At 34.0% G+C, this 25,983-nt stretch carries 21 protein-coding genes, 1 tRNA gene and 2 pseudogenes; 10 read left to right on the forward strand and 14 right to left on the reverse strand.

Going from position 1 to position 25,983, the window contains the following annotated elements; genetic code table 11:
• Positions 1–361: 361 nt before the first annotated feature.
• The 8 genes from ACNQGN_RS06945 to ACNQGN_RS06980 form a co-directional block, all read right to left on the reverse strand.
• Entirely contained in the window at positions 362–1,321 is a 960-nt protein-coding gene (locus ACNQGN_RS06945) for a quinone oxidoreductase family protein (protein ID WP_417987116.1), read from the reverse strand.
• Positions 1,322–1,325: 4 nt separating this feature from the next.
• Positions 1,326–3,818, reverse strand: coding sequence for an ATP-binding protein (locus tag ACNQGN_RS06950; RefSeq protein WP_417987117.1), 2,493 nt, complete (start codon positions 3,816–3,818; stop codon positions 1,326–1,328).
• A gap of 252 nt (positions 3,819–4,070) precedes the next feature.
• Positions 4,071–4,862, reverse strand: a complete 792-nt coding sequence (locus ACNQGN_RS06955) for a CHAD domain-containing protein (protein ID WP_417987118.1) — start codon at positions 4,860–4,862, stop codon at positions 4,071–4,073.
• A gap of 231 nt (positions 4,863–5,093) precedes the next feature.
• Positions 5,094–5,306, reverse strand: a complete 213-nt coding sequence (locus ACNQGN_RS06960) for an SHOCT domain-containing protein (RefSeq protein ID WP_417987119.1) — start codon at positions 5,304–5,306, stop codon at positions 5,094–5,096.
• Between the two features lie 141 nt (positions 5,307–5,447).
• Positions 5,448–6,074 carry a peptide-methionine (S)-S-oxide reductase MsrA gene (msrA, locus tag ACNQGN_RS06965; protein ID WP_417987120.1) on the reverse strand — a complete coding sequence of 209 codons (627 nt, stop codon included), beginning with the start codon at positions 6,072–6,074 and terminating at the stop codon, positions 5,448–5,450.
• A gap of 1 nt (position 6,075) precedes the next feature.
• Entirely contained in the window at positions 6,076–6,636 is a 561-nt protein-coding gene (msrB, locus tag ACNQGN_RS06970) for a peptide-methionine (R)-S-oxide reductase MsrB (protein WP_417987121.1), read from the reverse strand.
• A gap of 159 nt (positions 6,637–6,795) precedes the next feature.
• On the reverse strand, positions 6,796–7,257 hold the full coding sequence (locus tag ACNQGN_RS06975; RefSeq protein ID WP_417987122.1) for a GNAT family N-acetyltransferase: 462 nt from the start codon (positions 7,255–7,257) through the stop codon (positions 6,796–6,798).
• A gap of 125 nt (positions 7,258–7,382) precedes the next feature.
• Positions 7,383–8,315, reverse strand: coding sequence for a hypothetical protein (locus ACNQGN_RS06980; protein ID WP_417987123.1), 933 nt, complete (start codon positions 8,313–8,315; stop codon positions 7,383–7,385).
• A 135-nt stretch (positions 8,316–8,450) separates the two neighbouring features.
• Here ACNQGN_RS06980 and idi point away from each other — a divergent pair, with 135 nt between their 5' ends.
• The 7 genes and pseudogenes from idi to ACNQGN_RS07015 all read left to right on the forward strand — a co-directional run.
• Positions 8,451–8,978, forward strand: a complete 528-nt coding sequence (gene idi, locus ACNQGN_RS06985) for an isopentenyl-diphosphate Delta-isomerase (RefSeq protein WP_417987124.1) — start codon at positions 8,451–8,453, stop codon at positions 8,976–8,978.
• Positions 8,979–9,078: 100 nt separating this feature from the next.
• Positions 9,079–9,489, forward strand: a complete 411-nt coding sequence (locus ACNQGN_RS06990; RefSeq protein ID WP_417987125.1) for a 6-pyruvoyl trahydropterin synthase family protein — start codon at positions 9,079–9,081, stop codon at positions 9,487–9,489.
• The gene (locus ACNQGN_RS06995) at positions 9,489–9,947 is read left to right on the forward strand and encodes a peroxiredoxin (protein WP_417987126.1); all 459 of its coding nucleotides are present in this window, start codon (positions 9,489–9,491) and stop codon (positions 9,945–9,947) included. The genes ACNQGN_RS06990 and ACNQGN_RS06995 overlap by 1 nt, the downstream gene beginning before the upstream one ends.
• 172 nt (positions 9,948–10,119) lie before the next feature.
• A complete protein-coding gene (locus ACNQGN_RS07000; protein WP_417987229.1) occupies positions 10,120–11,082 on the forward strand; it encodes a type I phosphomannose isomerase catalytic subunit in 963 nt (320 codons plus the stop codon).
• Between the two features lie 68 nt (positions 11,083–11,150).
• Positions 11,151–11,417: a hypothetical protein gene (locus ACNQGN_RS07005; RefSeq protein WP_196849283.1), complete on the forward strand. Its 267-nt coding sequence runs from the start codon at positions 11,151–11,153 to the stop codon at positions 11,415–11,417.
• 78 nt (positions 11,418–11,495) lie between these two features.
• Positions 11,496–11,569: transfer RNA gene (locus ACNQGN_RS07010), tRNA-Thr, on the forward strand.
• Positions 11,570–11,716: 147 nt separating this feature from the next.
• A pseudogene (locus ACNQGN_RS07015) lies at positions 11,717–12,388 on the forward strand (Fic family protein); the annotation flags it as partial.
• Between the two features lie 268 nt (positions 12,389–12,656).
• Here ACNQGN_RS07015 and ACNQGN_RS07020 read toward each other — a convergent pair.
• From ACNQGN_RS07020 to ACNQGN_RS07045, 6 genes and pseudogenes are all read right to left on the reverse strand, one after another.
• On the reverse strand, positions 12,657–12,794 hold the full coding sequence (locus ACNQGN_RS07020) for a hypothetical protein (RefSeq protein ID WP_417987230.1): 138 nt from the start codon (positions 12,792–12,794) through the stop codon (positions 12,657–12,659).
• 193 nt (positions 12,795–12,987) lie between these two features.
• Entirely contained in the window at positions 12,988–13,992 is a 1,005-nt protein-coding gene (locus ACNQGN_RS07025; RefSeq protein WP_417987127.1) for a type II toxin-antitoxin system antitoxin SocA domain-containing protein, read from the reverse strand.
• On the reverse strand, positions 13,989–14,369 hold the full coding sequence (locus ACNQGN_RS07030) for a type II toxin-antitoxin system MqsR family toxin (RefSeq protein ID WP_417987128.1): 381 nt from the start codon (positions 14,367–14,369) through the stop codon (positions 13,989–13,991). Before ACNQGN_RS07030 ends, ACNQGN_RS07025 begins: the two co-directional genes overlap by 4 nt.
• Positions 14,370–14,849: 480 nt before the next feature.
• A complete protein-coding gene (locus ACNQGN_RS07035) occupies positions 14,850–15,047 on the reverse strand; it encodes a hypothetical protein (RefSeq protein ID WP_417987129.1) in 198 nt (65 codons plus the stop codon).
• Between the two features lie 114 nt (positions 15,048–15,161).
• A pseudogene (locus ACNQGN_RS18925) lies at positions 15,162–15,236 on the reverse strand (transposase); the annotation flags it as partial.
• A 108-nt stretch (positions 15,237–15,344) separates the two neighbouring features.
• Positions 15,345–16,031 carry a hypothetical protein gene (locus tag ACNQGN_RS07045; protein WP_417987130.1) on the reverse strand — a complete coding sequence of 229 codons (687 nt, stop codon included), beginning with the start codon at positions 16,029–16,031 and terminating at the stop codon, positions 15,345–15,347.
• Positions 16,032–16,340: 309 nt separating this feature from the next.
• On the opposite strand from ACNQGN_RS07045, the gene ACNQGN_RS07050 reads away from it, so the two are divergent.
• The 3 genes from ACNQGN_RS07050 (at position 16,341) to ACNQGN_RS07060 (ending at position 25,769) form a co-directional block, all read left to right on the forward strand.
• On the forward strand, positions 16,341–19,259 hold the full coding sequence (locus tag ACNQGN_RS07050; RefSeq protein ID WP_417987131.1) for a TonB-dependent receptor: 2,919 nt from the start codon (positions 16,341–16,343) through the stop codon (positions 19,257–19,259).
• 17 nt (positions 19,260–19,276) lie between these two features.
• Positions 19,277–20,512, forward strand: coding sequence for a glycoside hydrolase family 1 protein (locus ACNQGN_RS07055; RefSeq protein WP_417987132.1), 1,236 nt, complete (start codon positions 19,277–19,279; stop codon positions 20,510–20,512).
• 298 nt (positions 20,513–20,810) lie between these two features.
• Positions 20,811–25,769: a T9SS type A sorting domain-containing protein gene (locus ACNQGN_RS07060; protein WP_417987133.1), complete on the forward strand. Its 4,959-nt coding sequence runs from the start codon at positions 20,811–20,813 to the stop codon at positions 25,767–25,769.
• Positions 25,770–25,983: the final 214 nt, after the last annotated feature.

Here is a 25,983-nt window from a genome sequence, read left to right on the forward strand (position 1 = left end):
AATTGTGGCTTTTAAGTTTTGCTTTTCCAATTGATAAGCACTTAACTATTTGTTTTTATTCGTGTTGTCAACACAAAAACAATTTTTTGGGGACTACTAATGTACAAAAAAATAGTAAAAGGAATACATTTTATTTTCGGTATTTATTATGTAATCCGTTGTTTTGTAGTTTGTTGCGTATTATGTTGCTGCTGTTGTAAAATTAGATCTTCGATAAATATTCCTGAATTATATTTATAAAGAAAGAAAAACAAATAGGATATGCACTAGGCCAATGCAGGTCGCTATTACAAGGGCTACTGCCTTTTGCCCAGGTCATGCCAATAGAAATTGGTTGGGGTTTAGAAATGGAATATTGGTTTTATGGGATCAAGAGGATCTTCCCTGTACTTTTTCTGCTTTCTAAATAGTCATGTGCTTTTTTTCCTTCGGATAGTTTAAAGCGTGTTGGTGCCTGGATTGTAATTTGATTGTTGGTGATCCAGTCAAATAATTGCTGTGCTCTTTTGCTGCGTTCTTCTTTGGATGTCAAGTAGCTCCATAGGTCACCGCCGGTCAATGTTTTGGAAGTATCCATCAACATTCGTGGGTTTACAAAATCAGGATCTCCGCCTGCCATTCCAAAAAAGACTACTTGTCCACGATTTTTAGTCACTTCAAAACTATCGCTTAAAGTACTGCCGATGCTGTCGTAAACCACATCCACTCCATTGGGACATACCGATAAAACATGCGCTTTCCAATCCTCGGAATAAAGGAATACTTTGTCAGCACCATTCTTTAGTGCTGTTTTAGCTTTTTCTTTTGAGGACGTCAAGCCTATAACAGTGGCGCCTAATAATTTGCTTATCTGAGTGAGAAATTGTCCAACTCCTCCAGCCGAAGCATGAATGAGCACGGTTTCTCCAGTTTTTGTTTTATGACTGTCCGTGGCTAAATAATGCGCTGTTAATCCCTGCAACAGTATTGTTGCGGCTGTTTCAAAAGAAATGGTTTCGGGTAATGGAATAACATGCTGAACCGAAACGGCAACAAATTCCGCATTCGCAAAAGGAACATCTGCAAAGGCAACGCGGTCTCCTATTTTAAACGCAGTATGATTATTGGTTTTGACTACAACTCCCGCACCTTCATATCCTGCAATAAAAGGGGGATTCCCCTTCAGATGGTAATTCCCTTTTCGCCGGTATACATCGGCAAAGTTTAATCCTATAGCACGCATTTCGACCAATATTTCATCTTCTTTTAGGATTGGACGTGGAATATCAGTGTATTCCAAAACATCGGAGTTGCCAAAAGTAGAAAAGGTTAGTGCTTTCATTTTGTTATTTAATTTTATTAAAATCCTTTAAGCATTGATTGATTTTATGCTGTAGTAATTTTTCATCAATGGGCTTGGATACATAGTCATTCATCCCAACTGCCTTGCATTTTTCAAGATCCGCAGAAGTGACATCTGCTGTGAGTGCGATAATAGGGATGTTTGATTTCATTACATTGCGAATGTGTGCCGTAGCTTCAAAACCATTCATTTCCGGCATTTGTAAATCCATCAAAATAATATCATGCTTATTTTTTTCGAGCTGTTCAACACCAAGTTTGCCATTATCAGCAATGGTTACATCGTAACCGAAATCCAATAGTATTATTTTTATCAAAAGCTGATTCAGTGCCATATCTTCTACAACTAATACTTTTATGTTTTTAGCTGTTTTTTCTTCACAGGAGTTTTCTTGAATCAGATCTAATTCAGGTGTAGGCGTTATTTCGTTTTCTAGATTTCTTTTTTCAAAGGGTAATACAAAACCAAAAGAAGAACCTTTGCCTTCTATACTCTTAACTATAATTGTTCCTCCCTGAAGTTCTACCAATTGTTTTACAATGGCCAGTCCTAAGCCGGTTCCGCCAAATGAGCTACTAGTGCCTGCGGTGGCTTGTTCAAAATTATTAAAAACAGCAGCTAATTTATCCTCAGGTACTCCTATCCCTGTATCAGTTATCATGAATTCAATTGTTGCTTTTTCAGCATTGTCCTCCACTAAACGAACACGTATGCAAATTTTGCCAGCTGATGTGAACTTAACGGCATTACTCATCAGGTTTAGGATTATTTGACGCAAACGCATCGGATCACCCATCAAATTCGAAGGTATATTCGAATCGTATTCATTGATTAATTCTAAATTTTTTTCCTTCATTTTAGGTTCAAACAAATGTAACATGGTAGCAATGGAAACAGATAAGCTTAAGGGGAGTTTTTCAAAAGTCATCTTGCCCGAATCTACTTTGGCAATGTCAAGAATGTCATTTATTAAAACAATCAGTGCATCGCCTGATTCTTTAATTGCGCTGATGTATTCTTTTTGAGGATCATCTAGTTTTGTCTTTAGTACCACATTCGTAAACCCAATAATTCCATTCATGGGAGTTCTTATTTCGTGGCTCATATTCGACAAAAATTGCTGTTTCGATTTTACAGCTTCTTCCGCTATTTTTGTTTTTTGCTCGGCGTTAATTTTTGCATCAGTCAATTCTTTTTTTGCCATTACCTGAGCCGTGACATCGTAAGCAATAATGGTCACGCCAGAAATGGTTTCGTCAGCCTCCAGATACGGTTGGTATACAAAATTGAAATAGGTTTGCTCTAATTTTCCATTGCGAAACGTAGGGGCAAGAAGCGCATCCCCATAAAAAGCAATGCCTGTCGTGTACACTTCGTCAAGTAGTTTTGGAAACTGTAAATCTTTAAGCTCTGGTAAAATGGATGTGAATTTTTTTCCTTCAATGTTATCCCCTTTTCCCCATATCTCTTTAATACTATCATTAGCAAGTGAAACAATCATGTCTTTCCCTTTTAATATTGCTATCGCAAATGGAGAGGTCATGAGTAGCAGATTGTAGCGCTTTTCACTTTCTTCTATCTTTTTTAGTACTTTTTTTTCTATTTCCAGCTGCTTTTCTAAAGCCTTATTTTCTTTAGTTTTAATTTCAAGTGCTAATTTTCGAACCTCAGTAATATCTTTAATTGCCAGAAGTATTAGTTCTTCTCCATCTGTTTTTTTTAAAAAGCTACAGGCATTAAGTAACATTATTTTTTCACCAAGATTTGGGAATGTACGTTTCACCTCCAGATCTTGAATAGTAGTACTCTTGGCGTCGGCAGTGTTAAGTAATCCATGCAGTTCGGCAATATTCCACTGTCCATCTTCCAATTCAAACAAATGCTTTCCTTCTGTTTCCTTTTTGGTAAGACCGTGTTTCTTGTAAAACGACTTACTGGCAGATTTTACATAGAAGTCTTTGTTGAGTATCAGCATGGTTTCATGAATGGTACCAATGATTGCTTCGGAATATTCATAAGCTTCTGCCAACAATACATTGTTTTTTTTCAATATCTGATTGTTTGAAATAAGCTCTTCATTTTCAGTAATGTCCTCTACTTTTACAATGATAGATTTTACAGTATTGTCTGCATCAAATACGGGAGAATTGATGATTTTCCAAAATCTCAATTCAAAATTTCCGCCTTCGGATTCTGATTTTTTAATGTCGTATTTTTGAAGTGATAACGTATCGGTTACCTTGTTGCTGATGACACGATTTAAAGAAGCACGCATGTTTTTTTCTCCGTCAGCTTCAATGTCATTGGGATTGTCGGGGAATACATCGAAAATGTTTTTACCTAGAATAGCATCTCTTTCTGTCATAGTGACTTTTAAAAAGAAATCAGTAGCGGCAATTACAATAAGGTTTAGATCTATAACTAATAATAGTACCGGGGAGAGATTGAATAGATCTTTGTAATTGTTTTCAACCATAAATATGCTGTTTTAGTTAATAAATCTATTTTGGTTTTTGTAATATTTTGAAAGTATTACAAAAGCCAGTGCGCTTCTATGTTGGTGTTTTACTTTTAAAAGCCTGTATAGTTGAGCATTTCAAATTCAAAATATTCATGCTTTTTCTACTTATTATTTGATGTTAAAAAGATGAAATATAATAAATATTTTGTTATTTACGAATAAAATCATGATTTGGATTTTGTAAACCGGAAGTAACTGCTGCTATTTTCAATCGTTTCTAAAAAGAGTTGCGGATAATGTGGTCTCTATCTTATGAAATAATAACTCATTTTTGAAAATAAAGGATGCTTTTATGATTTCAAGTTGGTCGCTTTCATTGGAATTGATTTCACCGGATTCGATCACTTCTTTTAAATGTTTGATGATTATCTGGTGATCGTGCCATTCTCCTAGCAGTTCAGGTAGAATTTCTTTGCTTGAAGTCGGTTTGTTTTGGGGCTCATAATTAATACTGTTATGGCTGTACTGATATTCTTTAAACTGCTTGCGAAGGGGATGAAGATGTTTGTCTTTTAAAGGGTTTTTAGCAGTCAGTTTTTTAATTTCAGTTCTTTTTTTAGCCACATAACGGGTCGCTTTTTTGGTACTTGTCGCCGTAAGCAGGGGACCGATTTTTTGATACTTTTTGTTTAAAATTTGTGGTAGGTTGTTGCTTTTAATTATGAAAAAAAAATCCAGTTCTCCGGTTAGGAGCTTTTCCAAATGCTCCTTATAGTCCGGAAGTAAATCCAGAGCGAAATATTCTTCAAGTAGTGACTGCTCTATTTGAAGTTCTCTAACTTTTCCTGCCTGACGAAAAATACGTTTAAAGGGTTTGAAATTCTTTTTTTTCTTAAATCCTTTCGAACAGTAGTTTGCTAAATTAAATAGAGCATTCAGCCTTTTAATTTCTACTCGGAGAGTATGAATAGTCTCTGGGGTATAGTATTGTTGCGGTGTCTCCAAAAGACAGTTAATGGTGCATTCTCTTTTTTTTAAATATTTTTTAAGTGCTCTCATCTTTTAAAAATATCTAGTTGAATTTTAGTTAGAATTAAAATAAAAGACCTGGTATTCCAATTTTGGATGTGATCTGGCAGGTTGTCGCAAGGAAGGGCCATTCAGGATTGTTAACCGACATTTGAACAGCTGTATTTTAAATTTGCTTAAAAGAGCAATTCATTAGCAGGTACAAAAAAAGCTCATTTAAAAAGTTTTAAAGGAGCCTGTTCTTAAGAATTACTTTTGAGATTAATTTTCATCAAGAAATTTCTTCTTTTCTTCAAATTCTTCTTTCGTAATCTCTCCTTTGGCAAATCTTTTTTTTAGAATGTCCAATGGGCTTTCATTTTTTGTTCGCTGACCAGGTATGTTATAAGGAGTTGCAAATATCCATAGTATCAGGATCACCCAAAATACCCACCAGACTAAATGCATTCCCCAATAGTGATGTCCGTTATGCATGATATGTTATTAAAAGGGTTGTAAGTAACTATAAATATATGAATTTCAACGCATTAAATCAATTTTTGGCATTGGATTTTTATCTGGAAAGGCAAAAAAAAATCGTCTCAGTTCAGTTTGAGACGATTCCTTTAAGGACTGCTAGTTTTTTTTCTTCAGTCGATTTTTGAATATTTTTTCAAATTTTTCAATTTTGGGTTGAATTACCATTTGACAATAGGGTTGGTTTTTATTGTTTGCATAATAATTCTGATGGTATGACTCTGCTTTATAGAACCTAGTCAACGGTTCCAATGTTGTTACTATGGGACTGTCATACATTTTAGCTTTTTTCAGGTCATTAATAATAGTTTGAGCCGCTACTTTTTGCTGCGGATTTTTATAAAAAATTGCGGAACGGTATTGTGTTCCTACATCAGCACCCTGACGGTTTAGCGTAGTTGGATCGTGAACGGTAAAGAATACTTTGAAAATTTCATCCAGATTCGTCACAGTTTTGTCATACGTGATTTGCACCACTTCGGCATAACCCGATCTTCCGGTGGAAACGTCCTCATAAGTGGGATTTGGAATTTTACCACCGGCATAGCCTGATATTGCTGATTTTACTCCGTTTAGATTCTCATAAACCGCTTCAACGCACCAGTAACAACCACCGGCTAAAGTGATGGTTTCCAGGTTGGATTGTTTTGCGGCCTTGTCAGTAGTATTATTTTGTCCCAACATACTCAGTGTTGTCAGCATACAAATTAAAAATAAATTCTTCATCTTATTTAGTATCAGGTATAAAGTCAAGGGCTATAGAGTTCATGCAGTATCTTTTTCCGGTTGGTGCCGGTCCATCATCAAAAAGATGCCCTAAATGACCACCGCATCTCCCGCAAAGTGCTTCAATTCTTTCCATTCCAAGAGTGTTATCGGTTTTGTAAACCACACTGTTTTTGTTGTCTTGTTCAAAAAAACTCGGCCAGCCGCAATTGCTGGCAAATTTGGCGCCGGAGCGGAATAGCTTATTGCCACAAGAGGCACAATAATAAGTTCCTTTTTCATCCGTGTTCCAATATTTTCCGGTAAATGGTCTTTCGGTGTCCGCATGTCGCATTACAGCATACACATCTTCGGGTAATACCTTTTTCCATTCGGCATCCGTAAGGTTTAGTTTTGTCGTATCTGTATTGGAGTAATACGGATTTCCGGTTTTGTTGATTGGATTTTCCATACTAGTTGATTTTTCTGTACTGTTTTGTTTTTTTACATTTTGTCCGCAGGCAGTAAACATGAATAAAGGAAGCAAAAATAATAAGCTTAAAAAACGGGTTGTTGTTCTCATACGTTGATAGTATTTGTTTTTTATACTACAAATGTAAAGTGTTTTTGGACCATAAAATGCCGCCTACTTTACAAATTAATAGCGATTTAAGTAAGTTTTAACTATTACTATTTACGTAAAAAAATCACTTTTGGATTTGTGATTAATAAAAATGTAGTGCTATAAACCCATTCGCATGTTTAGCAGGTGTTTTTTGAATCCCACTTTTTCGTAGGCTTTTATTGCCGGACTGTTGTCGTCATAAACATCCAGTCGAAGTTCAAGTATTTCCTGAGAACGGCACCAATCCTTAAGCGCATCGATAATTCTGGCGTTTACCCCTTTTCCTCTGTGCTTTTCGGCTGTGTACATAAATCCTAAATAGGCGTACAGTTTATGATTCAAATAGGGCTTTGCGGCTTCTATTCGCGCATATCCGGAACCAATAATCTCCGAATCAATTTGAGCTACCACTACCTCAATATGCGGAGCTGAAATCATTTTTTCTATGTCGTAATAATGGATTTTTCCTTCTTTCAAAGTGGGGTCAAAAGGACGTTCGGCGGTAATGATTCCCTGTTCGAATTCAAGAAGTTTTTCTAAATCGTTCGGATGAGCTTTTCGAATAGTGATATTGTCCATTTTTGTGTTAGTGAGTATTAGTAGTGTAAAGAATGTCTCTTTTGGAAATTTATGAAAATTCTATTGTGTAGTTAATTGAGAGTTCAATTTTAGGGTAAGATTAAATGGTTTGTTAGGAACAGCTATTACTCTTTGTTTTCGGAAATCAATTTTAAAAAATCGGTATACACTTGTTCCATTTGTTTTTTGTTTTCAGGGGTGTTGTATTTCCTTGAGCCTAAATTTTCTGTTAGCTTTTTAGATATTTCAGAATAATCTTTTTTGGAATAGGTAGCAATCCAATGAATATAGGGATTGCCTGCAAGCCAATCGGGCGCTTTAACAGTATGCGCCAGCTTTTTAAGATGCACTAAAAGTTTTACATCATCAATACCGTCTATTAATGCAACCAGACCATAGTCCTGTACTGTAAGTTCGTCTAAACTTATAAAGCAATTGAAGAGGCGCTCTTTCTGACTTTTAGATAGTGATTTTCTATAATCTGTTAACTCCCTGTTTTTAGCATAGTCAAAGCTTTTTAACAGGTCGGCTGTTCCATCATACCTGGTTAAAGTATTTTCTGCGCATTTTACAAGCCACTCTGCTATTTCATAATCCTGGTTGGATCTATCGTTTAATGCTACAATTTTTGAAAATTCATTTATTCTTTTTTCATAGCATTTTTCTGCATCGTCTGAGGTAATTTTTTTTGATGCATAGGAAAGTCCGGGAGCGAAAAAACCACCCACAGTTGTATCACGATTAGCCTCTAAAAAACAGAGTACTTTTGTGTGTTTTTCATAATTGTCTGGCTCTGGACAAATCATACCTGAATCGAAATAAACATAAATATCTTTGGTAATGCTATGGCCTTTAAACGTTTTTAAAATTTTAATTTTAGCTCTGGTTAAAGTTATTGATGTCACTGGATGTTTTGTATACTCCACTTTGGTAACATAGCCTATCACAATATAGGAACTATTCGCTATTAATGACTTTAGCGTTTGTTCTGGAATTGGCCATGATAATGCGTCGGGTACGGATGCTATTAAAAATAGGATCAAAATAATTTTTTTCATAAACGGATAAATAGCATTGTCTTTACCAAAAATACCTAAATTTTATAGACCGTCAACGCGTATTGTGCTTTTGCAAATAGTTTACGGGACATAAAACAATTTCTTTTTTTGTATTTTTGTTCTATCTACACACTTATGAAAGAAGAAAACGTAATATTAGTTAACCAGAATGATGTGCAAATAGGATTGATGCCAAAGCTTGAAGCCCACGAGAAAGCCATTTTACACCGCGCTTTTTCGGTTTTTATTTTGAACAGTAAAAATGAGGTCATGCTGCAACAAAGAGCCCATCAAAAATACCATTCCCCTTTATTGTGGACCAATACCTGCTGCAGTCATCAACGGGAAGGAGAATCTAATATTGAGGCGGGAAGCCGAAGATTATATGAAGAAATGGGTTTTAAAACGGAACTCAAAGAGCTTTTTCATTTTATATACAAAGCCCCTTTTGATAATGGCTTGACCGAACACGAACTCGATCATGTTATGATAGGGTACTATAATGAAAGTCCGGAAATAAATACCGAAGAAGTAGAAGACTGGAAATGGATGAAAATTGAGGATGTAAAAATCGATATGGAAATTCATCCGGAACTGTATACCGTTTGGTTTAAAATAATTTTCGACGAATTTTATCATTTTCTGGAAGAACATAAAGCGTAAGATTGCAGTTATAAGATGTACGATTGCAGTATTCTGAAATGTAAATTAAAAATCTAATTGTCACCCGAAGCACAGCTAAAGGTTAATACCATAAATTAACATGAAAGTTACTATTTCACGAAAAGCCCATTTCAATGCGGCCCATAGACTATTTAGAAAAGACTGGACTCTCGAGCAAAACGATGCTGTTTTTGGTAAATGCAATAATCCGAATTATCATGGACACAACTACGAATTGATTGTTGGTGTAACCGGAGAAATTGATCCCGAAACGGGATTCGTTATGGATGTGAAATTTCTGAGTGAAATCATTAAAGAAGAAGTTGAAGATCGATTCGATCATAAAAATCTTAATCTTGATGTTTTGGAGTTTCAGGATTTGAATCCAACAGCTGAAAATATTGTCGTGGTCATTTGGGACAGAATCAGAAAAAGAATCAAGCCACAATTTGAACTGGAAGTTGTTCTTTACGAAACGCCTCGCAATTTTGTAACTTATAGAGGGGAATAATGGAACTACAAGTAGGAGATAAAATCCCAAATTTCAAAGCGAAAGATGCCAACGGTAATGATTTTGACAGCCAAAATATAATAGGACATAAACCGCTTGTTATTTATTTCTATCCAAAAGACAATACGCCTGGTTGTACTGCTGAAGCCTGTAGTTTTAGAGATCAATACGAAGATTTCAAGGATCTGGGTGCTGAAGTGATAGGTATTAGTAGCGACAGTGTCGCTTCACATCAAAAATTTGCCGAACACTATAAACTGCCTTTCATTCTTTTGTCCGACAGTGACAAAAAAATCAAAAAGCTTTTTGGTGTTTCTTCCGGACTTTTTGGATTGCTTCCGGGACGTGTTACCTATGTAACAGATAAAAACGGAGTTATACAGTTGATTTTCGATAGTATGTGGGCTACTAAGCACATTCCTAAAGCACTGGAAGCTGTTAAGAAATTAGTATCATAGATTGACAAAATTGCAGTAGACATTTCTTTTATTTTTATATTAATTTGCGTCTTGTCTATGCTAAGCTTTGTTAAAAATATTTAAATGCATTTAATTATAATTAGTTGAACAGAAAGCAAGTTTGTTGAAAATAACAATAGACTATGCGAATTTGAAACACAAAGAATATAAAATGAAATTTTATCCATTACAATTTGAGCCCATTTTGAAAGAAAGGATTTGGGGAGGTGAAAAACTAAAAACAGTACTTAACAAACCAATTACATCAAATATAACTGGTGAAAGCTGGGAGCTATCCACAGTAGAAGGTGATGTTAGTGTTGTAGCTAACGGCCAGTGGAAAGGACAGTCCCTGACTGCCTTAATTAATGAAAGCCCAAACGAGATTTTAGGAACGGAAGTTTATGCGAGATTTGGTAAGCAATTCCCACTGCTTTTCAAATATTTAGATGCTCGTGAAGATTTATCCATCCAAGTACACCCTAACGATGCATTAGCCAAAGAACGCCATAATTCTTTTGGTAAGACTGAAATGTGGTACATCATGCAAGCCGATGATGATGCCCGTATCATTGTGGGATTCAAAGAAAAATCAAATGCTGAGGACTATTTAGAGAGTTTAAAAAACAAAACGTTACTTTCTATTCTTGATGATGTAAAAGTGGAATCAGGTGATGTTTTCTTCTTGGAAACAGGGACGGTTCACGCTATTGGTGCAGGATTAGTTGTTGCTGAGATTCAGCAAACATCTGATATTACGTATCGATTGTATGATTTTGACAGGGTAGATGCTAATGGAAATACCAGAGAATTACATGTCGATCAGGCGCTGGATGCTATTAACTATAATAGAGTAGAAACTAAAAAGGAATATGACAAAAATGTAAACGTTTCCAATGGAATTGTGGATTGTCCTTATTTTACGACTAATTTCCTTCCGTTAGATGGTAAAATTACCGTTTCTAAATCAGGAAAAACCTTTACTGTTTATATGTGTGTAGAAGGAACATTTGAAATAGAGTACGACAATTCAAAAACGCAATATAAAAAAGGGGATACCGTTTTGATCCCTGCTGCAATGAATACATTCATTCTCAATGGAAAAGCTTCAATTTTAGAAATTTACATTTCATAGTCGGTAATAGAAAGATTATGTGTACTTTTGCAGACGCAAATTGAAATTCAAATTTTAAAAAAATAAAAATGGCAAACGTTAAGAATTTAAAGAAAGACATCAACTACGTTTTAGGAGATATTATTGAAGCAGTTTACTTGTTCGAAATTTCTACAACAGGAAAACCAACCACAGAAACGAATGCTTTAATTGACGAAGCTATCGCTGCTTTTGACGGCTTAATCACAAAAGTGAATGCAAAAAAGGTTGAAGATAAAAAAGCTCATTTCAAACAAATCAATGTTGAATTGGAACAAACTGCTAATCAATTGATTGCTAAAATCAACGAATTGTAGTTAAAAAAAAAGCAAAAAAAGTTTGAATTTGTTTTGGAAAATAGAAATTCAGACTTATATTTGCACCCGTAATGAGTCGCCAGCGTAGCTCAGTTGGCTAGAGCAGCTGATTTGTAATCAGCAGGTCGTGGGTTCGAGTCCCTCCGCCGGCTCTTAATAAAACCATCTAATACTCTTAGATGGTTTTTTGTTTTTATTTAAAAAGGCGACATTAAATTTAATTCAAGGTTAAAAAAAACCGTCACGATTTCAATCGCGACGGTTTTTCTGTTTTAGAGTAAAAAGGGACTGATCCATATTCTTCTGATAAAAGTTTCTTAAAAGCACATCAAGAGTTAATGACCGGATTAATCAACAGTGCAGGAAAATATAGAAAGCAGGGAGTTGGAATTGTTAAAGGTACAAAATTGGAACATATTGCGCCACCACATGAAAATGTTCCTTATCTCATGAAAGATTTATTCGAGTATGTTAAGGATTCTGATGAATTGACACTCATCAAAAGTTGTGTGTTTCACTATGAGATGGAGTTCATTCATCCATTTCTTGATGGTAATGGAAGGATGGGAAGATTATGGCAAACTTTGATTCTTATTAATGAATATCCGGTTTTCGAATTTTTGCCATTTGAAACTTTAATTAATCAAACTCAAGATGAATATTATAAATCTCTAGCGTTGAGTGACAAATCAGGAAAGTCAACTCATTTTATTGAGTATATGCTTGGTGTGATTGACAAGTCATTAGGAAGTTTACTAGACTATAATAATAGAGTTTTGAAAGACGTTGATAGGCTGGACTATTTTTTAAAACTAGGTGTAAAAGAATTTACAAGGAAAGATTATATGAATTTATTCAAAGATTTGTCTTCAGCAACTGCCAGCAGAGATTTAAAAAAAGGAATCGAATTGAATCTATTTGAGAGTATTGGAAGTCATAACAAAACAAAGTATATAATTAGGGTAATGTAACTCTTTTTAACATGGATATGCGTTTTGCAGCACAGTTCGAAACCAAAATTGGAAGATATAAACACAAAAAAATTAGGTTAAGGACTATGGAATGAAACATATAAAAATTCAAATAAGTTCTTTAAAATTGACACTATCCCGTAAAGTGTGCTGAAATATTTAAAAGAAGATTTGTTAGAAATAAAATTGAACCTAAAAGGTAATGTTTTCAAAAACCAACGTTTCTATCAGGGGTATTTTTGAGTAAAAATGTATGCAGAACTAGTGTCTAATATTTTTCCAGGTCCCCATTATTACTCCTTACAATATCATCTAAATTAATTTTCCCAGTTTCTGAATCAATTGAAACAACATCTCCAAAAGCTAAGTTGTAAATATTTGTATCCCCTTGAATTTGATATTTGATTACTTTAGGAACAAAAAACCATTGGTACCATTACTTACAAATTCAAAAACAAGGCTATCTGTACTAGCAGATAATTCATATTTTGGATACTCCATTCGCAGATTATTTTTTGGTCCGCAAAATACTATTTATTTCTTAAAGTGTATAGCTTTTAAAAGTGCTTTATTAAAATCTGACAATTCTTCTTTGTATGCTAAACATGTATTAAATCAAATCCATAATTGTAATTGATTTTATTTTTACCTCTCTCATTTTCTATCCAAGCCTTTTCTTTGTGACTAATATCCTTAATTTGAGTTGCGTTACATTGTGCAAACTTAACTGCAATCGTTTTTAATGACTCTAATTCAGTTTCATTAAATAAATCTTGATTAAATGATTTTGTTGGTGGTAAAACAAATTTTTCCCCAACGTAATCACCAAAAGTTTCAATTTGAGTATCAACCATCCTTTTGTTTGTTATATAATCAAATAAGCCACTAAATCTAACAGGAACAGGACCATAATTATGAGCCATGTATCTCGCTCCACTTATAGAATATGCTGATTTCTTATAATTCAAAAAGTCTGCATAAAACAATAACTTATTCATTGTAGTTACTGTTGGTTGCAATTTTTCAGAAAAATAAACTACCATTTCAGAAAACTTCTGAATATTTGGCTTTCTATATCCTGAAAAAGCATCTGGTAACATATTTCCAAATAGCATGCTAACATATTTATTCTCATCTGAATAAGCATGCTCAATGTCTATTGCGGTATCAACTTTAGCCAGTACTTTAGCTTTCTCGCCATCTTCTAAATCAGTACTTCTAAGAACCAAATTTCTAAACACATTTGAGTCTTCCGATATTGCTTGAATCAAATTAGCATTAGCCATACTAGGAACTTCTCCATTCTCATAATTTCTATAACTATTAGCTCCAAAACCTAATATTTGAGACATTTTGCTAGCTGAAAGCCCATATTTCTCTTTAGTACTTTTTATTTCATCTGGAAATACAATATTATGATTACTCCTATACTGATTGTAAACTTGATTTAAATTAAACTCGTCAAGTTCCGTAGTCGTGAGTGATTCTCCACTATCTTCACAATAATAACTCAAATGAACATATTTAAACTCCTCTTTACGGAAAACCACTGTACTCTCATTGGTTTGCAAGGTCATTTCCTTACCTGTAATTGGACTTTTCATGATTTCTCTTCTGTTTGTTCTTCTGTTTGTTCTTTAAAAGGAAATTTCATCGGATGTTCAGCTCTATGAAAAGAAATACAAATAGCTCCACCTGTAATATTCGAAATAGTCAGTTTGATGTAAATTTCCTGTTTTTTGATTATTTTTCCAAAAACCCATAATTCTCTTCCATTGAATTGGGTTTCAGGTTGGGGTCCTTCAGAATAGTCTTCAACTTCTAGCTGAGCGACTATATCTTTTCTTGAATTTGCTGTTATTCCTATATCAGCTAAATCTTGAACATTGTTCTTGGGTCTGTTTATAAAGAATATTTCCCATGTCTTTATTATTTGCTTAAGTTCTTGTAAAAAAGACTTGACAGTTGATTTATCGGACATAATTCTGATTTAACGACTGCGCAAAAGTATTTATTTACAATCAAATATACAACTTTAAAGTGAATCATTTTTATTTAATCAAAAATTATACCACTTTAAAGTAGTATTTGACCAATTAAACAGCTCCTTTAGATGATTGTTTTTCAACTTCATTTTCAAAACATCGATACTTTCCGAATCATACCATCTAACACTGATTGCAAATCAATAAACTCCCAAATGTTGGGCTCGTCAACTAACAAATTTACTAGAAAGCAAAAAACCTAGTACCAGAATCGATCCCATATTAGGTTTTATTTTTTTTCGATATTCGGAATAGGATTAGATATTATCTCATTTCTCATTCGATTGTCATCATCATTTCTTTCTTTACTTACCAAGCCCATGTCTTGAAGTTTACTTGTCCTACGTCCAACCATCTGATGCGTTGTGTCAATTAATGCAGAAATTTCTCCCGCACGCTTTTTTTTATCTTCTTCATTAAGTTGTGCTTATGATCTCTAATTCAATAGGATCAAGCATAATATCTTTATTTAAACGCTCAAATTCATCTTTAAATTCGTCCGAAACATTAACTACAGAACAGCGTCCATCAGAACATTCTCTGCACTTCCAATGATAAAACTCAATAGTTTCTTTATTTTTCAGGGGGATAAACAGTAACCACATGAATTGCATTTGATGGATCAAGTGCAAAAGTTGGGGATTAGGCAAAAAGATTAGATAATCCGAACAGAAAAAATCTATGTTCCTCACTCCTCTAAATTGAGATCTAAATGCTTTTATTTTTGCGTTAAAAGATTCTGCGGAAGCATTTGTACTTCTATTATCAAAATAGTTTAATATTGACGGATAATTAAAAGTGATAGTATTGAGTAGATATTAAATTTTTTAAAACCTGATTCCTCTACGTTTCTAACAAAAACCAACAAAATCGATGTTTATTAAAATCAGTCCTTTTATGATGGGGATTAACTATTGTTTTTTATCTAAAGCAAATGATAATCCAAAAGTACCCGAAATCATGTGTCCACTTGAGTTATTACTTACTTCGGAATGTTTACCATTCCAGGTCAAGTTTTGTCCGTAATTACTAAAGGAACTAAAGTTAAAGTACAAGGAAGTTTTTTTTGAAATTTGTAATGTTGGTGAAATGCCTAAAACAAATCCACCATAACTATCACCGTTACTAACTACTGGACTATAATCAGTTTCTATGGGTTTTAACATTGCAAGATGTAATCCAGCATTAAAGAAAAGATTAAATTTAGACAGCTCATTTTTGGGGGTGATTAAGCTATTGAGGTTAAAGATTGCCTGAATAGAAGTTCTGTATTGAGCAACTTCAAAGGGTTTACTACGACCTTCTTTGTTATTAGTAAACCTGTCAAAAGCAAGATCCATTTTTAAACCTATAATTTTAGAAAAATTATACTTAGCTCCAACGATGAAACAATTTAATTTAAAATCATTGAATAAGTTATTATTATCACTAGAAAAATAGTCCTTAGTATAAGGTCTGGTTCCATTACTAATTCCAGTTCCTATTTCAATTGACCATTTATTGAGTTTTACTTTTGTAAGTGTTGAATCGATTTTTTCTTGTGAAAAAACAGTATTTAATGCGAATAGAAATAGAATAATAAGTTTGTTGCTCGTCATAAAAAAAGATATCAGTTGTAACTATTTCGCAAATGTATTTAATAAATCCCTCAATAAATACGGTACATAGAATATATAACAATTTCAAAACATTCTATAAATTCCCGCTTGTTTTTCATGTTGAGATGAAGGTTTATTTACTCTAAAAACCATGTATTTTTTAATTTAAAATTCTGTTAATAAGTAAGTTGTATTTGTTTTTTGCTTCAAATGACTGTAGGAGAACTTAAATCATAAATTGTTAATTTTAAGTTAACCTTGATTCTTGGTTTTTGCATTTATTTTGCGATTATAATTAAAAAATAGAACATGAAGTTTTTTTACGCCTTTGTTATTTTAATGATTTCGCATTCTTTTTTTGGTCAAAATAGTACTATAAGTGGATCTGTTTTGGATGATTCTAATGGTAGAACTCTGCCTGGAGTAAATGTTATTATTAAAGATTTAAAATTGAGTGTTTCTACAGATTCGGACGGAAAATTTATTTTTAGAAATATTGCTACAGGAATTTATGAAGTTGAACTTTCTTATATAGGATACAAGTCAAAAATTATTTCTGAGGTAGTTACAACAAAAAATGAAATCACTTATTTAAACACAACCCTTGTAGAAAACAAAAATGAACTTAATGAGGTTGTTATTACTAAAACTAGGGCTAAGACAGAATCTGTAAAATCGCTATTGGTGCTGCAAAAAAATAGTGTTAGCGTATCAGACGGTATTTCAGCAGAAACCATTAAAAGAACCCCAGACAAAACCACTTCGGATGTTTTGAAACGTATAAGCGGTGCCAGTATACAAGACAATAAATTTGTTATTATCAGAGGTCTAAATGATAGATATAATGCCGCATTTTTGAATGGCGCTCCTTTACCGAGTTCAGAACCAGATAGAAAAGCATTTTCTTTCGATGTCTTTCCGTCTAATATGTTGGATAATTTAATTATCACAAAAACGGCATCCCCTGATTTACCTGGAGATTTTGCAGGAGGAGTTATCCAAATCAATACAAAAGCAGTTCCAGATAAAAATTTTCAATCCATAACAATTGGTTCAGGATACAATACAATTACTACTTTTAAAGATAAAAAAAGTTATGAAGGCGGTAAAACCGATTGGTTAGGGCTTGATGATGGAACAAGAGCGATAGCATCGACAATTCCTAGTATGGAAGATTTTAATAGTTTAACGCCCCAAGATAAAGCAAAAGTTGCTCAAACTTTCGAGACAGATTGGAAGATTAATGATGAAAAGTTTTTGCCTAATTTGAATTTTCAATACACCTTAGGGCATCATTTTGATTTTAAGGAGAAAGTTTTAGGAGTATTATTTTCGGTTTCCAATAACCAAACCTTTAATTATACTGAAACCACCAGAAATGATTGGGATAATCCAGACCCAAAGGTGCCTTCTGTATTGACAGCAAAATTTTCTGATGATAACTACAGTCAACAGGTGTTAACATCCGCATTGGCAAATTTTTCATTCAAGTTTAACGATAATCATGCTGTAACTTTTAAAAATATTTTTAGTATCAATTCAACCGATTTGGTTGTGGATAGATATGGACAAAAAGATGTCAATGATACAAGGTATATAAGTGCTAACGTTAGATGGTTTACCAGCAATAAAATTTATTCAGGACAATTAAATGGAGAGCATTATTTTTCTAAACCTAAAATTAAATTCAATTGGACTGGATTTTATAGTGATATCAATAGATCGATTCCAAACTTAAGAAGAAATATTTATTCTATTACGGATCCAAACAGTTCTGTTCCTAGTGAGACAATTCCCGTGGCGGAGATTGCTAATGGAAATGGTGGTGCTGATTATGGTGGAGGAATGTTTTTTTCTGAAAATAAAGAATCTATTTCTGGAGGTAAATTTGATATAGCTAAAAAATTTAATATAGGTGAAAAATCGATAAATGAACTAAAAACAGGGTTTTTTTTTCAGAGGAGAGATAGAGATTTTTTTGCTCGTCAATTGCAATATAACACTTATACATTAGGAGGAAATTTTGATTATTCTTTGTTAGAACTCCCTGATGCCACTATTTTTGATCAAGCTAACATGGGGGTTATTTCTCCGGCAGGAGTAACACCTGTTGTAAATGGATTTACATTATATGATGCTTCAAAGTATACGGATGCGTATCAGGCAGGTTCCGATTTGCGTGCAGCATATTTGATGCTAGACAACAGATATATGAGTTTTAGATTGGTTTGGGGAGTTAGGGTAGAAGATTATAATCAAACTTTAGATTTTAAAGATAACAATGGTAAGCCTTCTAAATTGAATAATAAGCAAAAAGATTTTTTACCTTCCGTTAATTTGATTTACTCCATCGATAAAAAACAAAATCTTAGATTTAGCTATTCTAAAACATTGAACCGACCAGAATTTAGAGAATTGGCTCCGTTTGGTTTTTATGATTTTACGAGTCAATTTTTTACGCAAGGTGATTCTTTGAAAATTGCAGAAATACAAAATTTAGATTTTAGATATGAACTGTATCCAGGAAAAGGACAGGTACTTTCATTTTCCTATTTCAATAAAAAATTTAAAAACCCAATCGAAATTATACAAGGCGTAAATAATAAAACAATTACGTATAAAAATGCAATGAGTGCTAAAAATAGTGGTATAGAGCTTGAATTTAGGTTTTTATTGAGTTCTATTTTTAAATCTGAAAACACAACTGTTCTCGATGATATCACTTTGTTTTCAAATGTTGCAGTCATAAAATCTGAAGTGGATGTTTCCAATCTGAAATCTGGAAATCTAGAAAAATCAAGACCATTACAGGGACAATCTCCTTACATTTTTAATGCGGGATTGCAGTATTTGAATGTAGAAAATGGCTGGGCTTTTTCGGCAAATAGTAACAGAGCAGGAAACAGGATTGCGTATGCATCTAGTGAAATAAAGCCCGCAATATGGGAAAAAGGAAGGACTTTTTTAGATATGCAAGTAGCCAAATCATTTTTGAAGAACAAATTAGAATTAAAGTTTAATATTCAAAATATACTGGCTCAGGATTTGATTTTTTATCAAAATAATTATAGAAATAGTGTTGATTATGGTGCATTAGAAACGCTAGCTAACCAAGTCTTTACTGGAGATTATCATTATGAAGATGGCTATAATGCTGCAGACGATGATATTATTTGGGATACCAAATTTGGAAGAAGCTTTTCATTATCTGCGACTTATAATTTTTAAATTATTCATGAATTAAAATGATTGTAGATAATTCAAATAAGAGTTCATTAATGTTTCAGGCATATGATTTTGGCGATAACTTTCTCTGGGGCATGTCTTCGGGTGAAAATCCAGTAGTGAAAAAGGCAGAAGACACCGTTTTTTTAAACACAAAACATCAATTTTCAACTATTGATGTTTCTTTTTATAAGATAGAACTAGAAAAATATAAACAAGATATTGATTTAATAAAGCAATTAGGAATTTCTAATTTTAAGTTTTCTTTATCTTGGTCCAAAATACTTCCCGATGGAGTTGGAAGAATAAATAAGGAAGCCATTAATTTTTATAATGATGTACTTGATATTTGTAAAGAAAATGGAGTCGAATCCTTTGTAACACTGCATGACTCTTGTTTGCCATTAGCCCTCGAGAAAAAAGGCGGCTGGTCTAATCGTGAAATCTTAGATTGGTTTGAAAATTATGTAACTATTTGTGTAACTGCATTTAAAAATAAAGTTAATTATTGGATTGTTTTAAATGAACCTTCCTTTTTTACTGGAGCAGGTCATTTTTTAGGTATAGATTCTTCGGGAAAGAAAGGTTCTAATAATTTTTTACCCGCTTTGCACCATACTTTACTATGTCAATCTGTGGGTTTTAAGACTATAAAAAAAATTACTGCCGAGACTACTCAGGTAGGAACTTTTTTTTCATGTCATTATATTATTTCAAATACTTATAGTGATAAAAATATGAAAGCCGTTGAGCGAATTGATGCGTTGTTAAATCGAATTTTTATTGAGCCTTCGTTGGGATTGGGTTATCCAATAGAATCATTGCCTTTTTTGAAAGGCATAGCTAAATATAAAAGCATTGGCGACGATGATTTAATTCAAGTTGATTTTGATTTTATTGGTCTGCAAAATTGTACTAGAGAAATAGTATCTCACGATTCATTCGTTCCTTATTTGAATGCTAAAATTATAAAAGATGACAAAGCAAGAGTCAAAAAAAATTATTTAAGTTTTCAAATCTATCATGAGTTAATTTACCTTATTATAAAAAAGTATAGTAAATATGAGGGTGTGAAAAAAATATTCATCGTGGAGAATGTAGCTCTGCCTTTTGAAGAAGTAGACTTAGATCCTTCTATAGGTGTTCAAAAAACAAATAACATGCAATCTTTTTTGAATCAAATGTTAAATGCAAAATTAAGCGGAGGCAAAGTTAATGGTTATTTTGTTTCAAGATTAAAAGAATTTGACATCTAAATAGTAAGCCTTTCAAATTTTCCTAAAGAGGTTTACTTTCTCCTATCCTGGTTTAAATAATAATAATATTTTATTTCTTTAAAGGGATTCTATATTACTCTGTATTTACTTAAAAAATATTTTTGCAAGGTGTTTTATAGTAGAGAAATTACCTTTTTTACTTAAAATGAGTTATTTACAATTCGTTAAATTTGATAACAATCAATTTACTCAAATGTTTTGTTTATTTAATTTTTAGTTGGCATTCAGTTTTTTAGTTAAATATAGATTTGTCCTGTTTAACAAAAAAACAAGAAAAATGAAAAAAAACTATTTAATTGCAATTTTGCTGCTTATCGTGAATATGGTAAGTGCTCAAATTGAACAAACCTCTTACAGAGGTGCTTTTGCTCCAGCTCCCACAGCCATGTGGACAGATAGTTGGACAAATTATGATCCGCAGAATACGGTTTATCCGACTGCAACTGTAACTGTTAGTGCTGATATCACGGCTAACACTACTTGGACTGCAGGTAATACTTATTCATTATCGGGTCTTATTAATGTGAGAAACAACGCTATTTTAACGATTCAACCAGGTGTTGTTGTTAGAGGTGCTGGTGCTGGTGCAGCTTTGGTGATTACTAAAGGGGCTAAAATTAATGCTATTGGTACTGCTGCCAGTCCAATTGTATTTACTTCAAACCAAGCTACTGGTTTAAGAAACAAAGGAGATTGGGGAGGAATTATTCTTTTAGGAAAAGGGGCTTTCAACTTGAACAGTGGTGTGAATAATATAGAAGGTCTGACAGCCTCCGTTTATACCGAATATGGTGGAGGATTAACTCCGGATAACAATGACAGTTCGGGTACTTTAAAGTATGTTAGAATTGAATTTGGTGGGTATGTTTATGCTCCAAACAGCGAAATTAACGGATTAACAATGGGTGCCGTTGGTAAAGGAACTACAATTGATTATGTTCAAGTATCTTTCGCTAATGATGATGCTTTCGAATGGTTTGGTGGTTCAGTAAACTGTAAGCACTTAGTGTCTTACAGAAACTTAGATGATGATTTTGATACAGATAATGGGTATAGTGGAACTGTACAATATGCTTTAGCAATTAGAGATCCACAAATTGCTGATAATCCATCTGTCTCTACTTCCGAAGGGTTTGAGTCTGATAATAATGCGGCCGGTTCTACTGTAACTCCTGCAACAAGTGCTATTTTTACAAATTGCACTTTAATAGGTCCATCTTATCGTACAACTTTGACAAACGGAGGTGCTTTAGCTACTGGATATAAAAAAGTAGCTAGAATTAGAAGAGCTTCACAATTGAAAATTTTCAACTCTTTGTTTATGGATTTTTTAGAAGGGCTTCATATTGATGGAGTAGCTGCTGAAAATAATGCTGTTGCAGGAACATTGAAATTCAAAAACAACATTTTGGCCGGTATCGTTACTGCTTCAAAAGTGATACAAGTAACTGCTCCTGGTACTATTACTACAGGTAATAATACTGCCTTCAACATGACGAACTGGTATACTGCGAATTCAAATTCAACAGTGGCTTCAAACTCAGGTTTGTTGACTGCTGCTTATGCTTCTGATGCTACTACTTATACAGGATTGGATTATAGACCAGCTTCTGGATCTATTGTTGAAACAGGTGCGGATTTTTCTGATGCTGTTTTTTCAGGTTTATTATCGGCTACCCCAGTTGTTGTTGGTGAGATAGAGTTTACTTCATACAGAGGTGCTTTTGCTCCCGCTCCTGCAGCAATGTGGACAAACAATTGGACAAACTATGACCCACAAAATGCTGTGTATTCTGCAACTGGAATCACTGTAAGTGGAGAAATCACTGCGAATACTACTTGGACAACAGGTAATACGTACCTTTTACAAGGATTAACGTATGTGAAAAACGGTGCGACTTTAACTATTCAGCCAGGTGTAACTATTAGAGGTGCTGGTGCTGGTTCTGCTTTGATTATTACTAAAGGATCTAAAATAAATGCTGTTGGTACCGCTACAAGTCCAATTGTATTTACTTCTAATAATCCCATTGGTTCAAGAAGTAAAGGAGACTGGGGAGGAATTATCCTTCTTGGAAATGGTTCATTCAACTTGAACAGTGGTGTAAACAATATTGAAGGTATTACTGCTTCAGCAGATACGCAATATGGAGGAGGATTAACTCCAATTGATACAGATAATTCAGGTACATTGAAATACGTTAGAATAGAATTTGGAGGATATGTTTATGCTCCAAATAGTGAAATCAATGGATTAACAATGGGAGCTGTTGGTAGTGGAACTACAATTGATTATGTTCAAGTGTCTTTCGCTAATGACGATGCTTTCGAATGGTTTGGTGGTTCAGTAAACTGTAAACACTTGGTTTCTTACAGAAATTTAGATGACGATTTTGATACGGATAATGGATTTAGCGGTAAAGTGCAATACGCTTTAGCGATTAGAGATCCACAAATTGCTGATGTTCCTGCAGTTTCTACTTCAGAAGGTTTTGAGTCTGATAATAATGCAGGTGGAACAACAGTCTCTCCTTACACAAGTGCAATTTTTACAAACTGTACTTTAATCGGACCATCTTATCGTACAACTTTGACAAACGGTGGTACTTTAGCTTCTGGATATAAAAGAATTGCCAGAATAAGAAGAGCTTCTAAATTGAGTATTTACAATTCAATCTTTATGGATTTCCTGGAAGGACTTCATATTGATGGTGTTGCCGCTGAAAATAATGCTGTAGCAGATGAATTAAGATTCAAAAACAACATTTTAGCAGGTATCGTTACTACTTCAAAATATATACAAGTAACTGCTCCTGGTACTATTACTACAGGTAATAATACTGCCTTCAACATGACATCATGGTTTGCTGCCAATGGTAATACAAATCAAACTGCAAGTGCTGGTTTATTAACTTTGCCATACAACACTTCTGATGCTACTGTATATACAGGATTAGATTACAGACCTGGAACAGGTTCACCTGCATTTTCTGGTTCAAACTTTACAGGTTTGGTTTCTAAAGTGGCTCCAACTGTTGTTACTCCTGTTAATGTATGTAAAGGAACTCTTGCTACTGCTTTAACGGCTACTTTAAATGGTGGTGTTTCTTTAAAATGGTATTCTACTGCAACTATTGCTACTGCTTTAACTGTTGCTCCAGCACCTGCAACTTCAACAGCACCTTCAACAAAATCGTATTTTGTTGCTCAAGTTTATGCTGATGGTACAGTAGGTCCAAGAGCTGAAATTGTTGTTAATGTAAATCCCATATTAGCTACACCAGGTGCAATAACAGGAACTGCTGCCCAAGGTCCTTTAGTGGGAACTACAACTACAGCGACTTATTCTATTGTAGATGTGGCAGGTGCCGTTTCTTACCTTTGGACTGCGCCACTAGGAGTGAATATCATTTCTGGTCAAGGTTCAAATACGGTAACTGTTAATTTCAACAATGTTCCTGCAGCGGCTGGATCAATAGGTACTCTTTCAGTGGTTGCTGTAAATGCTGCTGGTTGTAATAGTCTTGCTAAAACTTTAGTACTTACTAAAGCTTTGCCTGCTGCACCTACTACTATAAAAATGACCGATGCTTTATTGCCATTGCCTCTTACTGGAATACCTACTGCTGTTACAAGTTTTGCTAAATACATGGGGCAACCTACGGTATTAACCATAACTGCAGCTCCTGTTGCAACAGCTACATCTTATGTTTGGGAATTGCCTACTGGTGTTACCTTATTATCAGGTGCTACTACTACATCGGGTGTTACTTCAGGTACTTCAAATGTAATCACGGTTAATTTTGCAGGTGTGACTAATTTGAATAGTTACAATTACAATTCAGTAAATCCTGTATCAGCTGTCGTTACCCCAACAAATGTATTAAGAATAGGTGTAAAAGCTAAAAATGGTACAGGTTCTTCTGTAACTGCCAACACAGCTTTATTAGACCCTACAACTATTTCTACTGCTAAATTGTTGACATTAAAAGCTGTTTTACCGGCTGCTCCGTCAGCAATAAAAGTAACAAATGATGCTGTTAGTACAACTACAGCTGTAACCGTTATCAGTAAATTTATTGGTACAGGAACTGTATTCACATTGACAGCGACTCCTTCATTACTTGCGTCCTCTTACGCATGGGAATTGCCAACTGGTGTTAATCAATTATCTGGTGGTACATCTAATGTAATCACGGTTAATTTTGCAGGTGTTGCTGCTGGTACAACTTCTTTATACTTAGGTGTAAAAGCTGTAAATGGCATGGGTGCTTCTGTAACTAGTACTAATGGTACACTTGTTCCTGCAACTTCATCTACGGCTAAATTGTTGAAATTAACTTCAACCGTTCCTGCTGCTATTACTGCGCTTGCAGGCCAAATAGCTGGTGTATGTGGTAATAGTACTTACGATTATACAATCACTCCTTCTTTACTGGCAAATTCTTATGTAATTACTGCTCCAGCAGGGTCAGTTGTAACATCTGTAAGCAACGCATCTAATGCTACTAATGTATTGGCGACTGCTGACTTGACATTTACAGTTGCTTATCCTGCTGGTTTTGTTGCCACTCTTGCTGCTCCTAAATCTATTGCTGTTGCATCAGTAAACGGAGTTGGATCTAGTCTTACAAACAAATCACTTGCTTTATCAACTTTGATGCCTGCAATAGGTATTGCTACAGGTGGTACTACATTCCAAAGATGTGCTAATCAAACATTTACTATTCCTGCTGTTCTTGGAGCTATAAACTATGTTTGGACGGTAGCTGATGGTGCGGTAATTGTTTCTGGTCAAGGTACAAACTCGGTTGAAATTAATTTTGCTGCGGTTTCGACATTAAAAACTACAAATAAATTAACAGTTGCTGCTGTAAATGCTTGTGGTGTTTCTAGCGCTATTAAGTCAATTACATTAGCTACTACTTCTTGTCCTACTGCTAGAATGTCTTCAACTACTAAAGAGGCTCTTACTGTTAGTACTACCGAGGTTTATCCTAATCCAGCTTCTAGTGATTTCAATATTGACATAACTGCTTCAAAAGCAGGTGTTCTTGAAATTGCAATTTATTCTTTAGATGGTACAATTATGGTTAGTCCTAGGTCAGTACAATTGCAAGAAGGTACTAACACATTCAGCGAAAATATTTCTTCTTTAAATAGTGGAATTTATATCGTTCAATTAGTTAACTCTTCAAACAATGAAGTGATAACTAAAAAATTAATTAAAGAATAATTCAAGTTTTTCTTAAGTTATATTCAGGTCGCCAATTTTGGCGGCCTTTTTATTTAAAAAATTTATTCTTGACGTGTAGTTGATTATGATTTAATGGCTTCTATTACTGGGTTTTTTAGCTGATTTATAGAGTGTTATTAAATGATTAACTTTAAGTTTTACATAATTTTTTTATAAGTATTTATATATTTTTACAGCATCAATTTATTGATGA

The sequence above is a fragment of the Flavobacterium rhamnosi genome (assembly GCF_048286515.1).
GTDB lineage: Bacteria > Bacteroidota > Bacteroidia > Flavobacteriales > Flavobacteriaceae > Flavobacterium.

Bases quoted from the DNA above. Each gene is read 5' to 3' on its own strand.
- msrB (WP_417987121.1), bottom strand. From the start codon at position 6,636: ATGAGAACAACAACCCGTTTTTTAAGCTTATTATTTTTGCTTCCTTTA.
- msrA (WP_417987120.1), bottom strand. From the start codon at position 6,074: ATGAAGAATTTATTTTTAATTTGTATGCTGACAACACTGAGTATGTTG.
- ACNQGN_RS07045 (WP_417987130.1), bottom strand. From the start codon at position 16,031: ATGACGAGCAACAAACTTATTATTCTATTTCTATTCGCATTAAATACT.
- ACNQGN_RS07055 (WP_417987132.1), top strand. From the start codon at position 19,277: ATGATTGTAGATAATTCAAATAAGAGTTCATTAATGTTTCAGGCATAT.
- ACNQGN_RS06980 (WP_417987123.1), bottom strand. From the start codon at position 8,315: ATGAAAAAAATTATTTTGATCCTATTTTTAATAGCATCCGTACCCGAC.
- ACNQGN_RS07005 (WP_196849283.1), top strand. From the start codon at position 11,151: ATGGCAAACGTTAAGAATTTAAAGAAAGACATCAACTACGTTTTAGGA.
- ACNQGN_RS07050 (WP_417987131.1), top strand. From the start codon at position 16,341: ATGAAGTTTTTTTACGCCTTTGTTATTTTAATGATTTCGCATTCTTTT.
- ACNQGN_RS06990 (WP_417987125.1), top strand. From the start codon at position 9,079: ATGAAAGTTACTATTTCACGAAAAGCCCATTTCAATGCGGCCCATAGA.
- ACNQGN_RS06975 (WP_417987122.1), bottom strand. From the start codon at position 7,257: ATGGACAATATCACTATTCGAAAAGCTCATCCGAACGATTTAGAAAAA.
- ACNQGN_RS06955 (WP_417987118.1), bottom strand. From the start codon at position 4,862: ATGAGAGCACTTAAAAAATATTTAAAAAAAAGAGAATGCACCATTAAC.
- ACNQGN_RS07025 (WP_417987127.1), bottom strand. From the start codon at position 13,992: ATGAAAAGTCCAATTACAGGTAAGGAAATGACCTTGCAAACCAATGAG.
- idi (WP_417987124.1), top strand. From the start codon at position 8,451: ATGAAAGAAGAAAACGTAATATTAGTTAACCAGAATGATGTGCAAATA.
- ACNQGN_RS07030 (WP_417987128.1), bottom strand. From the start codon at position 14,369: ATGTCCGATAAATCAACTGTCAAGTCTTTTTTACAAGAACTTAAGCAA.
- ACNQGN_RS06995 (WP_417987126.1), top strand. From the start codon at position 9,489: ATGGAACTACAAGTAGGAGATAAAATCCCAAATTTCAAAGCGAAAGAT.
- ACNQGN_RS06945 (WP_417987116.1), bottom strand. From the start codon at position 1,321: ATGAAAGCACTAACCTTTTCTACTTTTGGCAACTCCGATGTTTTGGAA.
- ACNQGN_RS06960 (WP_417987119.1), bottom strand. From the start codon at position 5,306: ATGCATAACGGACATCACTATTGGGGAATGCATTTAGTCTGGTGGGTA.
- ACNQGN_RS06950 (WP_417987117.1), bottom strand. From the start codon at position 3,818: ATGGTTGAAAACAATTACAAAGATCTATTCAATCTCTCCCCGGTACTA.
- ACNQGN_RS07035 (WP_417987129.1), bottom strand. From the start codon at position 15,047: ATGCAATTCATGTGGTTACTGTTTATCCCCCTGAAAAATAAAGAAACT.
- ACNQGN_RS07060 (WP_417987133.1), top strand. From the start codon at position 20,811: ATGAAAAAAAACTATTTAATTGCAATTTTGCTGCTTATCGTGAATATG.
- ACNQGN_RS07000 (WP_417987229.1), top strand. From the start codon at position 10,120: ATGAAATTTTATCCATTACAATTTGAGCCCATTTTGAAAGAAAGGATT.